Below are 12,633 nucleotides of genomic sequence, written 5' to 3' on the forward strand. Positions count from 1 at the left end.
GCCCGGTCCCCGCCCCGTGACCACGGCGCCACCGACGACGACGACGACGACGACACCCGATCACTCCCGAGGAGACCCCGCCATGACCGCTGACGCACCATCCACCGCCCCGTCCTCCTACCGATCCGTCAACCCGGCGACCGGCCAGGTCCTGGCCGAGCACCCGACCGCCACCGACGCCCAGGTCCAGGAGGCCCTGGCCGGCGCCGACGCCGCGTTCCGCGCCTGGCGAACCCTGCCGATCCAGGAGCGGGCGGCCGTCGTCGCCCGCGTCGGGGAGCTGTTCACCGAGCGGGCCGAGGAGCTGGCCACGATCATCACGGAAGAGATGGGCAAGCCGCTGGCCGAGGCCCGGGACGAGGTCGAGTTCTGCACGGAGATCTTCGCCTACTTCGCCGAGCAGGGCCCGGCCCTGGCCGCCGACCAGCCCATCACGGCCTCCGGCGGCGGCCGGGCGGTGGTCCAGAAGCGCCCCGTGGGGGTGCTGCTCGGGATCATGCCGTGGAACTATCCCTACTACCAGGTGGCCCGCTTCGCCGCCCCCAACCTGGTGCTGGGCAACACGATCCTGCTCAAGCACGCCGAGTCCTGCCCCCGGGCGGCCCTGGCCCTCCAGCAGCTCATGGACGACGCCGGGGTGCCGGCCGGCGCCTACGCCAACGTCTTCGCGAGCCACGACCAGGTCGCGGACATCATCGCCGACCCGCGGGTCCAGGGGGTGTCCCTGACCGGCTCCGAGCGGGCCGGGGCGAAGGTCGCCGAGATCGCCGGGCGGAACCTGAAGAAGGTCGTCCTCGAGCTCGGCGGCTCCGACCCCTACGTGGTGCTGGACACCGACGACGTGCAGGAGTCCGCCCGCGCGGCCTTCGCCACCCGCATGGGCAACACGGGCCAGGCGTGCAACTCCAACAAGCGGATGATCGTCATGGCGGACCTCTACGACGAGTTCGTGGCCGAGCTGACCCGCCAGGCCGAGGCGCTGACCCCGGGCGACCCGGCCGAGGCCGCCCCCGGGACCTTCGCCCCCCTGTCCTCCCGGGCCGCGGCCGAGGGGCTGGCCCGCCAGATCCGGGCCGCCGTGGACGCCGGCGCCACCCTGCACGCCGGCGGGCGGCTGCTCGAGGGCCCGGGCGCGTACCTGGAGCCGACCGTGCTCACCGGGATCACCCCGGGAATGGCCGCCCACCACGAGGAGCTCTTCGGCCCCGTGGCCGTGGTCTACAAGGTGGGCAGCGACGAAGAGGCCCTGGCACTGGCCAACGACACCCCGTACGGGCTGGGCGGGGCCGTCTTCAGCACCGACCCCGACCGGGCGCGCCGGCTCGCCGAGGGCCTGGACGCGGGCATGGCCGCCGTCAACGCCGCCGAGGCCGAGGGCGCCGAGATGCCCTTCGGCGGGGTCAAGCGCTCCGGCTACGGCCGGGAGCTGGGACCGCTGGGCATGGACGAGTTCGTCAACAAGCGCCTGCTCTACGTCGAGGACCGACCCGCCGCCGAGGACTGATCCGCCGGCGCCCCCACCGCACGAGACCCCTACCGCACCACCCGCCCCACCCCTTGGAGGACCGCTCATGACCGCCCGCAGGACCACCGCCCGTGCCGTGCTGGAGACGCTCCGGGGCTACGGCGTCGACACCGTCTTCGGCATCCCCGGGACCCACTCGCTCGAGTTCTACCGCCCGCTGCGCGAGCTGGGCATCCGGGCGGTCACCACCCGCCACGAGCAGGGCGCCGCGTACGGCGCCGACGGGTGGAGCCAGGTCTCCGGGCTGCCGGGCGTCGTCATCACCACGTCCGGGCCGGGCCTGCTCAACTCGCTGTCCGGGGCGGCCACGGCCTACGCCGAGTCCCGCCCGATGATCATCCTGTCCCCCGGCCGTCCGGTGGGCCACGACTTCCGGGACATCGGCTCGCTGCACGAGACGAAGAACCCGTCCGCGGCCGTGGACGCGATCGTCGGCCGCAGCCGCCGGGTCACCAGCGGGGCTGAGGCCGTGACCATGGTCCACGACGCCTTCCGGGACTTCGCCCACTCCCGCCCCCGGCCGGTGCACATCGAGATCCCGCTGGACGTCCTGGAGGCGGAGCTCGACTACACCGACCGGCAGGTGGCCCCGCGCCGGCTCGGAGCCCCGCAGCCGGCCCCGGTCGACGACGTGCGCCGCGCCGCCGAGGTGCTGCGGGACGCCGAGCACCCTGTCATCCTCGCGGGCGGCGGCTCGCTGGCCGCCGGCGCGCGGCTGCTCGAGCTCGCCGAGCTGCTCGAGGCGCCGGTCATCACCACGACCAACGGCAAGGGCGCGATCCCCGAGCGGCACCGCCTCTCGCTGGGCGCCGACCTGCGCCTGTCCACCGCGCACGAGTTCCTGCGCTCCGCCGACGCCCTGCTGGTGATCGGCTCGAAGGTCGGTGAGGCCGAGCTGTGGGGCGGGGAGATCACGCCGCGGGGCCCGGTCGTGCGCGTGGACATCATGCGGGACCAGATGCTGTGCAACCTGGACCCGGACATCGAGCTGCCCGGCCACTCCGCGGCCGTGGTCCCGCAGCTCCTCGAGGCGATCGGCCCGCTCGCCCCGCGCCCCCCGCGCGATCTCACCGAGGTGTTCGCCCGGCTCGACGACGAGGGCCGCCGCACCGCGCCCGAGCTCGCGGCGCTCAACGAGACGATCATGGCGGTGGTGCCCGAGGACACGATCATCGGCGGCGACTCCTCCCAGGTCACCTATCTGGGCTCCACCACGTTCTTCCGCGCCCAGCTCCCCCACTCCCTGCTCTACATGGGGACCTACGCGACCCTGGGCTACGGCCTGCCCGCCTCGATCGGGGCGAAGCTCGCCGCCCCGCACCGGCCCGTGCTGTGCCTCGTGGGCGACGGCGCCCTGATGTTCTCGATCCAGGAGCTGATGACCGCCGTGGAGCTCGGCGTGGACCTGCCCATCGTGTGCGTGGACAACGGCGGCTACGGTGAGATCCGGCAGAACATGACCGACCGGGACATCGACCCGCTCGCCGTGGACCTGCGGCAACCGGACTGGCCGGCGCTCGCGGAGGCCTTCGGCGCGGTCGGGCTCGAGGCCACCCCGGAGAACCTCGCCGAGAAGGTCGTCGAGGCGCTCGCGGTGGAGGGACCGAGCCTCGTGCACCTCCGCATCTGAGTCGTCCGGCCGGCGCGTCACGCGAGGGTCACGACTTGCGCAGAGTGCTCGGGAAGGGCCTGGGGAAGATCCGCAGAGTCCGGCGTCATGCCTTGTGAGCCTTCGAGAAGCCTGCCTACGGTGCAGGGGCACGCAGCCGGATCCCGGTGCCTCACCGCAGATGCGCCGACCCGGTGACCATGGCCAACACCAGGAGGCACATCATGAGAACGCGTGAACCCCACACCACCCGCAAGGCTGTCGTGAGCCTGCTCGCCGCCGCCGCGCTGGGACTCGCCGGTTGCGGCAACGACGAGCTTGAGACGGGCACCGACGTCGAGGACATCCAGGAGAGCGAGGTCATGGAGTCCTCTCCGGCGCCGCAGGAGGGCGAGGAGACGCCCGCGGACGTCGTCGCTCCCTACAGCGGCGCCTACAACCGGGACTTCTCCGACGACCGGGCGCTCTACGAGGGCCAGGAGGTGACCCTCACCGGCGAGGTCGACGACGTCGTCTCGCCGAACGCCCTGCAGCTCTCGGACCCGGACGACGTGGAGCTGGGCTCGCTGCTCGTGCTCCACGACGCCGATCTGCCGGAGCTGCAGGACGGCGCCCTGGTCGAGCTCACCGGCACGCTCCAGGCGTCGCTGGACGTGGCCGCCGCAGAGGAGGATCTCGGTGCCGACCTCGGCGACGAGCTCGCCGACATGGAGGGCGAGTCCTACGTCCGGGCCACGGACGTCACCGTGACCCAGCAGGAGGAGTGATCCAGCACCAGGACTGAAGCACCCCGCCGCACCGCGGCACCGAGGGGTCGTGCCTGCCGGGGCGTGCTGAGCGCTCCGGCAGGCACGACCCCTCTCGGTTCCGGCGGGAACGGCCGGCTCAGCGCGGGACCTGGTCCTCCGGCAGCTCCGCCACGGGGGCGAGGACCACGTCCTCGACCTTCCGGTCCAGGTCCGTGCAGCGCCGCCGGGCGGACGCGAGCTGCTCGAGCGTCGGGACGACCCCGGTGACCGGGACCACGAAGCCCTCCACGTGGAAGGCGTGGCCCTCGTCGCGGACCCGCACGCCCACGTCCTGCGCCCACGGCTGCTGGCGCAGCACCGTCTCCACCTCCTGAGGGGGTGCGGCGCGGCGTCGTCGTCCGTGGTGGCCAGGCCGGTCATCCAGTCCGCCTTGTTCATGTCGGCGTCGGCGAAGAGCACCTTGTCGTGCAGCTCCTCCGCGAGCTTCGTCCTCATCCGGCCGAGGACGACCGGCGGGATGCTCGTGGCCACCATCCATGGGCCACCCCGCCCACACGGGGGTGCCGAGGATGTCGAGCACCCCGATCGGCGGCCGGTCGCGGGTCAGGGCTGCGTGCTTGTCCCAGGGGGACGTGTCGGTGAGGCCCGCGACGACGACGTCGAGGTCACCGCTCTCGAGCGAGCGGATAAGGTCGCTCTCGGCGCCGGGGTACCGCACGGCCTCCGCGTCGATCCGCTCGGCGGACTCCTCGACCAGCTCGACCTCGACCCCGGAGGGCCGGCCGCTGTCGGCGACCTCCGTCCAGGGCGGGCGCTCCGAGATCCCGACCTGCAGCTCACCGCCGCGCACCCGGTCGAGAGTGCCCTCCGGGTCCTTCGGGAACCCGGAGCCGCACCCCGTGACCAGGACCGCGAGCAGCGCCGCCACCGCGAGCGGGGCCACCGAGCGGGACATCGCCTCACGACCTTTCCGAGCACCGGAGCGGTCCCGCCGGACCGCGCTCTCCACCGGTCCCGAACGTGCGGAGCCCGTCGGACGGGGACGGCGCGGGCCGGTCGACACACGGTCGACACACGGTCGACATCGGACACGGCGTCCGAAACTGCTGGGAAACCTCTGAGCCGCACCCCGGAAATCCCGGCTGGCTAGCGTCGCTCCCATCCCGGCGGATCGGGTCCTGCCCGCAGGACCACCGCCCGACACCCAGCGACTCCTCCCCCGGAAAGCAGGACGGCATGACGGTCCCCGCACGGCGCGCTCTGATCCCGGCCCTCGTGGCCGCCACGCTCCTCACGGGGTGCGGCGCGAAGTACGACCCGCAGCCGAGCGCGCAGGCGGCCCAGGCGCCGTCGAGCTCGTGCGTGGACACCTCCGGGGACAGCGTGAAGGTGGGGCTGCTCAACTCCCTCTCGGGCACGATGGCCGTGAGCGAGACGACCGTCAACCGGTCCCTGAACCTGGCGATCGAGGAGATCAACGCCGACGGCGGGGTGCTCGGCAAGGAGCTGGACCCCGTCACCGAGGACGGCGCGAGCGAGCCGACGGTGTTCGCGGAGAAGGCGGCCAAGCTGATTCGGCAGGACTGCGTGGCCGCGGTGTTCGGCGGCTGGACCTCCGCGAGCCGCAAGGCCATGCTCCCGGTCTTCGAGGCCCAGGACTCCCTACTGTTCTACCCGGTTCAGTACGAGGGGCTCGAGGCCTCCCCCAACATCTTCTACACCGGGGCCACCACCAACCAGCAGATCGTCCCGGCCCTCGACCACCTGCGGGAGCAGGGGCACCGGCGGATCTTCCTGGTGGGCAGCGACTACGTCTTCCCCCGCACGGCGAACCGGATCATCAACGCCTACGCCGCGGCCCACGGCATGGAGGTGGTGGGCGAGGAGTACGTGCCGATGGGCTCGACCGAGTTCTCGACCATCGTCAACAAGCTCCTGGCCTCGGACGCCGACGCCGTGTTCAACACCCTCAACGGCGACTCCAACGTGGCGTTCTTCCGCCAGTACACCTCCGTCGGCCTCGAGGCCGGCGAGGTGCCCGTGGTCTCCGTGTCGGTCGCGGAGGAGGAGGTCCCCGGCATCGGCGTGGAGAACGTCGCCGGCCAGCTGACCTCCTGGAACTACTACCAGACCGTCGACACCCCCGAGAACGAGCGGTTCGTGCGGGCGTTCCAGGACCGGTACGGCGCCGGGCGGGTGACGAGCGACCCCATGGAGGCCGCCTACACGTCCGTGCACCTGTGGCGGGCGATGGTCGAGAAGGCCGGGTCCTTCGACGTCGACGCCGTGCGCGAGGCCGCCGACGGGACCGTGGTCGAGGCCCCCGAGGGCACCGTCGAGGTGGACGGGGAGACCCAGCACGTCACCAAGACCCCGCGCATCGGCCGGATCCGCGAGGACGGGCTGATCGAGACGGTCGAGGAGGCCGCCGAGCCCGTGGTCCCCGATCCGTTCCTGACCGGCTACGACTGGGCCGACGGTATCTCCGGCTGAACCGCCCCGCCACCCCCGGCACCGCCCCCGAAGCCCCGCAGACCGAGAGAAGAGCCGTCCATGGAAGTCATCGTCAGCCAGCTGTCCGCCGGGCTCAGCCTCGGCTCCATCCTCCTCCTCGCGGCCGTGGGGCTGTCCCTGACCTTCGGGCAGATGGGCGTCATCAACATGGCCCACGGCGAGTTCATCATGGCCGGCGCGTACACCGCGTTCACGGTCCAGCAGGTGCTCGGCCACGCCGGGGTCTCCCTGCTGCTGTCGATCCCGATCGCGTTCCTCGTGGGCGGGACCCTCGGCCTGCTGATCGAGGGGTTGCTGCTGCGGCGGATGTACCACCGGCCGCTAGACACGCTGCTCGTCACCTTCGGGGTGTCCCTGGTCCTCCAGCAGGTGGCCCGGGACGTCTTCGGCGCGCCCAGCGTGGACGTGCGGCTGCCCGAGCTGCTGCAGGGCCCCGTGGAGGTCCTGGGCGTCCCGGTCCCGGCGTCCCGCGTGTTCCTGCTGGCCCTGGCCGTCGTCGTGGTCGCCGCCCTCGCGCTCGTGCTCCACCGCACCTCCCTGGGCCGCCGGATCCGCGCCGTGGTGCTCAGCCGCGACCTCGCCGAGGTCAGCGGGATCTCCTCCCGGCGCACCGACCAGCTGACGTTCTTCATCGGCTCCGGGCTCGCCGGCGTGGCCGGGGTGGCGCTGACCCTCGTGGGCTCCACGAGCCCCACCCTTGGCACCACCTACATCGTGGACGCCTTCCTCGTGGTCGTCGCCGGCGGCATCGGCCAGATCCGCGGGGCGGTGCTCGCCGCGGCGGGCCTGGGCGTGCTCCAGGCCTTCGTCGAGTACTCCACGACCGCCTCGATCGCCAAGGTCCTGGTGCTGGTGGCCGTGGTCGCCTTCCTGCAGCTGCGCCCCCAGGGGATCTTCAGCGTCCGAACGAGAGGTCTGGCATGAGCACCACCAGCGCACCCCGTCCCGCCGCCGCGTGGCGCGACCGGCTCACCGGCCCCCGGGGGGCCGCCGCCGGGCTGGCCCTCGGCGCGCTCCTGCTGCTCGTCCTGGCCCCCCTGACCCTCGGCGGGTTCGGCCTGGGCCTGCTCGGCAAGTACCTGTGCATCGCCATGGTGGCCGTGGGCATCGGCCTGGCCTGGGGCCGCGGCGGGATGCTCACCATGGGCCAGGGCCTGTTCTTCGGCCTCGGCGCCTACATCATGGCCATGCACCTGCAGCTCGCGGACACCCGGCTGCTCGGCGAGCAGGTCCCCGAGTTCATGCGGCAGAACGGCGTCACCGAGCTGCCCGCCGTGTGGGCCGTGTTCGCCCACCCGGTGGCCGCCGTGCTCGGCGTGGTCCTGGTGCCGGCGGCGGTGGCCGCGGCCCTGGGCCTGGCGATCTTCACCCGGCGGGTCAAGGGCGCCTACTTCGCGATCCTGTCCCAGGCCCTCGCCGCGGCCTTCGCGGTCTGGCTGATCGGGCAGCCCGTCCTCACCAACGGCTCCAACGGGCTGAGCAGCTTCCGCTCCCTGTTCGGCTACGACCTCGCCGACCCGCGCAATCAGCTGCTCCTCTACCTCGTCACCGCGGCGCTGCTCCTGGCCATGGTGGCCCTCACCTGGCAGCTCCACCGCAGCCGGTGGGGCGAGCTGCTCGTGGCGGTGCGGGACCAGGAGGAGCGCGTGCGCTTCCTCGGCCGAGACCCTGCCCTCGTGAAGACCGCCGCCTACGTCCTGGCCGCGGTGATGGCCGGGATCGGCGGGGCGCTGTTCGTCCCCGTGGTGGGGATCGTCTCCCCCGCCGACGTCGGGGTGATCCCGTCCATCGCGTTCCTCATCGGAGTGGCCGTCGGCGGCCGCGCGACCCTGCTCGGGCCCGTGCTCGGCTCGATCGCCGTGTCCTTCGCCGAGACGTCCCTGGCCTCCGCGTTCCCGTCCTTCTGGGTGTACCTCCAGGGCCTGCTCTTCGTGCTGGTGGTCGGGTTCCTGCCCGGCGGCATCGCCTCGCTGCCCGGTGTGCTCCGGCGTCGTCGCCGCGCCCCCGCGACCGCCCCCGGCGACGGCGCCGGCCGCGGCCCCGGAGGGGCCACCACCCCCGACGACCCCGTCCCCACCCCGGCAGCGGCCCTGGCCGCGGAGGAGGCCCGATGAACGCCGCCGCACGCCCCGAGATGCTGTCCGCGCGCCGCCCCGAGTGGAGGAGCTCCCTGCTGGGCCGCACCCCGCCGCAGCCCGGCGGGCTGCGCACGGGCCGCCCCTCCTATCTCGAGATCACGGACCTCACCGTGTCCTTCGGGAGCTTCACGGCCGTGGACGGCGTGGACCTCGTGGTCAACCAGGGCGACCTGCGCTTCCTCATCGGCCCCAACGGCGCCGGGAAGACCACCCTCATCGACGCCGTGACCGGGCTCGTCCCGGCGCGCGGGTCGATCGACCACGACGGCCACCAGCTGGTGGGCCGCAGGACGCACCGGATCACCCGGCTGGGCGTGGGCCGCACCTTCCAGACCGCGAGCGTCTTCGAGCAGCTCACGGTCCTGCAGAACCTCGACATCGCCGCGGCGGCCGGCCGCCCGCCCCACTCCCTGCTCGCCGCCCGGCGGTCCGTGTCCCGGGAGGTGGAGGAGGCCCTCGAGATCATCAACCTCTCCGCCCTGCGGGACGTCCCGGCCGGGGTGCTGGCCCACGGGCAGAAGCAGTGGCTCGAGATCGGGATGCTGCTCGTGCAGAAGGCGCAGGTGCTGCTGCTCGACGAGCCCGTGGCCGGGATGAGCCACGAGGAGCGGGAGCAGACCGGTGAGCTGCTGCGCCGGATCGGCGGCGACCGGATCACGATCGTGGTGGAGCACGACATGGAGTTCCTGCGCCGCTACGCCACCTCCGTCACCGTGATGGCCGACGGCCGGGTGATCAGCGAGGGCTCCGTGGCCCACGTGCAGGCCGACCCGCGGGTCCAGGAGATCTACCTGGGCACCGCCGCCACCGCCGCCGCCACCGCGGCCGACCCCCGGGAAGGGGACTCCTGATGCTCGAGCTCCAGGACGTGCACACCGGCTACGGCCGCACCGAGGTGGTCCACGGCGTGGACCTCGCCGTCGGCGGGGACGCCGTGGTCGCCCTCCTCGGCCACAACGGGGCGGGCAAGACCACGCTGCTGCGGGCGGTCGTGGGCCTCAACAGGGTGACCTCCGGCCGGATCCTGCTCGACGGCGAGGACATCACCGGGCTCAGCGGGCACGCCCGGGTCCGCCGCGGCATGGCCTACGTCCCGCAGGGCCAGCGCTCCTTCGGCGGGCTCAGCGTCCGGGAGAACCTCCAGGTGGTGGCCGACGGCCGGCGGAACGGGCGGGCCGCCGTCGACCGGTCCCTGGCGATGTTCCCGGCGCTCGAGGGACTGCTCGAGCGCCGGGCCGGACTGCTCTCGGGCGGGCAGCGCCAGCAGCTGGCGATCGCCCGCGCCCTTATCACCGAGCCGTCCCTGCTGATCCTCGACGAGCCCACCGAGGGCATCCAGCCGTCCGTGGTCCAGGAGATCGAGCAGAAGATCCTGCAGCTGGCCGCCGGCACCGGGATCCGGGTGCTGCTGGTGGAGCAGCGGATCGGCTTCGCGCTGGGCTCGGCCACGGACTGGTACGTCCTGGACTCCGGGCGGGTCAGCGCCTCCGGCCGCGCCGGGGAGCGGGCCGAGGAGCACGCCCGGGCGGCGCTCGCCCTCTGAGCCGGCGCGGGCGCACGCGCCGGGGCACGTGCCCGAGCGCCCCCGCCCCGGCACGTGCCGGAAACACCCGGTGAACCTCGCCGAAACACGGAGCCCCTACCGTGACGACTGTCCCTGAGCACCCGCCGTCCCGAGGAGAGCCGTGCACCTGACACCCCGTGAGCAGGAGAAGCTGCTGGTCGTCGTGGCCGGCGACCTCGCCCGGCGGCGCCGGGACCGGGGGCTGCGGCTCAACCACCCGGAGGCGGTCGCCCTGATCACCGCCGAGCTGCTGGAGGGCGCCCGGGACGGCCGGACCGTGGCCGACCTCATGTCCTGGGGCTCCACGATCCTGGCCCGGGCGGACGTCATGGAGGGCGTGCCGGAGATGGTCCACTCCGTCCAGGTCGAGGCGACCTTCCCGGACGGCACCAAGCTCGTCACCGTCCACGACCCCATCCGCTGACCCGCCCGCCCCCGGCACCGAAGGAGCGCCCGTGATCCCCGGAGAGTACGTCCTGCGGCCCGAGCCCGTCGTGATCAACGCCGGCCGGCCCACCACGGAGCTGGACGTGGTCAACCGCGGTGACCGCCCCGTGCAAGTGGGCTCGCACTTCCACTTCGCCGAGGCCAACCCCGGCCTCGAGTTCGACCGGACGGCGGCCCACGGCTTCCGCCTGGACGTCCCCGCCGGCACCGCGGTGCGCTTCGAGCCCGGCGACCGCAAGCGCGTCCGGCTCGTCGCCCTGGCGGGGCGCCGCGAGGTCCACGGCCTCGCGAACCGGGTCAACGGGCCCCTCGACGCCCCCGGCGCGGACGCCCCCGGGAAGGATCAGGCATGAGCCACGAGATGTCCCGCGCCCAGTACACGAGCCTCTACGGGCCCACCACCGGGGACCTGGTGCGCCTGGCGGACACCGAGCTGTTCCTCGAGGTGGAGCACGACCGCACGGTCCCCGGGGACGAGGTGGTCTTCGGCGGGGGCAAGGTGATCCGGGACGGCATGGGCCACAACGGACGGCTGACCCGGGACGACGGCGTGGTGGACACCGTGGTCACCAATGCCGTGGTGCTCGACGCCTCCGGGATCTACAAGGCGGACGTCGGCATCCGGGACGGGCACATCAGTGGCATCGGCAAGGCCGGCAACCCGGACATCATGGACGGCGTCGACATCCTAATCGGCGCCTCCACCGAGGTGATCGCCGGCGAGGGCCGGATCCTCACCGCGGGCGGGATCGACTCCCACATCCACTTCATCGGCGCCGACCAGATCGGCACGGCCCTGTCCTCCGGGATCACCACGATGTTCGGCGGCGGCACGGGCCCCGCCGAGGGCTCCAACGCCACCACGATCACGCCCGGCGCGTGGCACCTCGCCCGGATGTTCCGGGCCCTCGACGGCTACCCGATGAACTTCGGGCTGCTCGGGAAGGGCCACGCAAGCGCCGCCGAGCCCCTCGCGGAGCAGATCCGCGCCGGCGCCGTGGGGCTCAAGATCCACGAGGACTGGGGCGCCACCACGGCAGCGATCGACACGGCCCTGGGCGTGGCCGACGAGTTCGACGTGCAGGTGGCCATCCACACCGACACCCTCAACGAGTGCGGGTTCCTCGAGGACACGGTGGCCGCGATCGGCGGGCGGGTCATCCACACGTTCCACACCGAGGGCGCCGGCGGCGGCCACGCCCCGGACATCATCCGCATCGCGGCGCTGCCCCACGTGCTGCCGTCCTCGACGAACCCCACGCTGCCCTTCACCCGGAACACGGCGGAGGAGCACCTGGACATGCTCATGGTCTGCCACCACCTCAACCCGGACATCCCGGAGGACGTGGCGTTCGCGGACTCCCGGATCCGGCCCGAGACGATCGCCGCCGAGGACGTCCTGCACGACCTCGGGGTGTTCTCCATGACCTCCTCCGACTCCCAGGCCATGGGCCGCGTGGGCGAGGTGGTGCTGCGCACGTGGCAGCTGGCCGACCAGATGAAGCGGCGCACCGGGCCCCTGCCCGAGGAGACGAGCCGCGGGGACAACGCCCGGCTGAAGCGCTACGTAGCCAAGTACACGATCAACCCGGCGGTCGCGCACGGCATCGCCGACGTGGTGGGCTCGGTCGAACCGGGCAAGTTCGCCGACCTCGTGCTGTGGGACCCGGTGTTCTTCGGGGTCAAGCCCCACGCCGTGCTCAAGGGCGGGCAGATCGTGCACTCGCTCATGGGCGACCCCAACGCCTCGATCCCCACCCCGCAGCCGCAGCTGATGCGGGACGCGTTCGGCGCGAAGGGCACCGCCCCGCACGCCAACTCCATCACCTTCATGTCCCGCGCCGCCGTCGAGGCGGGCGTCGGCGAGCGGCTGGGCCTGCGCAAGCGGGTGCTGCCCGTGGGCGGGATCCGCGGCCTGACCAAGCAGGACATGCGGCACAACCACGCCACCCCGGAGATCGAGGTGGACCCGCAGACCTACGAGGTCCGCGTGGACGGCGAGATCGCCACGTGCGAGCCCGCCGAGGAGCTGGCCATGGCCCAGCGCTACTTCCTGTTCTGACCCTTCCACCGGCCCCGCACTTCCC

At 73.0% G+C, this 12,633-nt stretch carries 12 protein-coding genes; 11 read left to right on the top strand and 1 reads right to left on the bottom strand.

Translation table 11 applies throughout. The features are described 5' to 3' along the window. Positions 1-82: 82 nt before the first annotated feature. The 3 genes from RF647_RS15645 to RF647_RS15655 all read left to right on the top strand — a co-directional run bounded on the left by RF647_RS15645 (position 83) and on the right by RF647_RS15655 (position 3,901). Positions 83-1,504, top strand: coding sequence for an NAD-dependent succinate-semialdehyde dehydrogenase (locus RF647_RS15645; protein ID WP_368812531.1), 1,422 nt, complete (start codon positions 83-85; stop codon positions 1,502-1,504). Positions 1,505-1,571: 67 nt separating this feature from the next. Then, a complete protein-coding gene (locus tag RF647_RS15650; protein WP_368812532.1) occupies positions 1,572-3,155 on the top strand; it encodes a thiamine pyrophosphate-binding protein in 1,584 nt (527 codons plus the stop codon). Between the two features lie 203 nt (positions 3,156-3,358). Beyond that, positions 3,359-3,901: a hypothetical protein gene (locus RF647_RS15655; protein ID WP_368812533.1), complete on the top strand. Its 543-nt coding sequence runs from the start codon at positions 3,359-3,361 to the stop codon at positions 3,899-3,901. A 118-nt stretch (positions 3,902-4,019) separates the two neighbouring features. Here RF647_RS15655 and RF647_RS15660 read toward each other — a convergent pair whose 3' ends face one another. Next, entirely contained in the window at positions 4,020-4,838 is an 819-nt protein-coding gene (locus RF647_RS15660) for a transporter substrate-binding domain-containing protein (RefSeq protein WP_368812534.1), read from the bottom strand. Positions 4,839-5,119: 281 nt separating this feature from the next. On the opposite strand from RF647_RS15660, the gene urtA reads away from it, so the two are divergent. From urtA to ureC, 8 genes are all read left to right on the top strand, one after another. Next, entirely contained in the window at positions 5,120-6,376 is a 1,257-nt protein-coding gene (urtA, locus tag RF647_RS15665; protein ID WP_368812535.1) for an urea ABC transporter substrate-binding protein, read from the top strand. Between the two features lie 60 nt (positions 6,377-6,436). Continuing rightward, complete coding sequence (gene urtB, locus RF647_RS15670) at positions 6,437-7,321, top strand: urea ABC transporter permease subunit UrtB (protein WP_368812536.1); 885 nt, start codon at positions 6,437-6,439, stop codon at positions 7,319-7,321. After that, complete coding sequence (urtC, locus tag RF647_RS15675; RefSeq protein WP_368812538.1) at positions 7,318-8,511, top strand: urea ABC transporter permease subunit UrtC; 1,194 nt, start codon at positions 7,318-7,320, stop codon at positions 8,509-8,511. The genes urtB and urtC overlap by 4 nt, the downstream gene beginning before the upstream one ends. Continuing rightward, entirely contained in the window at positions 8,508-9,386 is an 879-nt protein-coding gene (urtD, locus tag RF647_RS15680) for an urea ABC transporter ATP-binding protein UrtD (RefSeq protein WP_368812539.1), read from the top strand. Before urtC ends, urtD begins: the two co-directional genes overlap by 4 nt. Then, positions 9,386-10,078 (top strand): ATP-binding cassette domain-containing protein, encoded by a 693-nt coding sequence (locus tag RF647_RS15685; RefSeq protein ID WP_368812540.1) that lies wholly within the window; start codon positions 9,386-9,388, stop codon positions 10,076-10,078. Before urtD ends, RF647_RS15685 begins: the two co-directional genes overlap by 1 nt. 142 nt (positions 10,079-10,220) lie before the next feature. Continuing rightward, positions 10,221-10,523, top strand: coding sequence for an urease subunit gamma (locus tag RF647_RS15690; protein ID WP_368812541.1), 303 nt, complete (start codon positions 10,221-10,223; stop codon positions 10,521-10,523). A gap of 31 nt (positions 10,524-10,554) precedes the next feature. Then, positions 10,555-10,899: an urease subunit beta gene (locus tag RF647_RS15695; RefSeq protein WP_368812542.1), complete on the top strand. Its 345-nt coding sequence runs from the start codon at positions 10,555-10,557 to the stop codon at positions 10,897-10,899. Next, on the top strand, positions 10,896-12,608 hold the full coding sequence (gene ureC, locus RF647_RS15700) for an urease subunit alpha (RefSeq protein WP_368812543.1): 1,713 nt from the start codon (positions 10,896-10,898) through the stop codon (positions 12,606-12,608). The genes RF647_RS15695 and ureC overlap by 4 nt, the downstream gene beginning before the upstream one ends. The last annotated feature ends 25 nt before the right edge of the window (positions 12,609-12,633 follow it).

The organism is Kocuria sp. CPCC 205263 (assembly GCF_040981075.1).
GTDB classification, from domain to species: Bacteria; Actinomycetota; Actinomycetes; order Actinomycetales; family Micrococcaceae; genus Kocuria; species Kocuria rosea.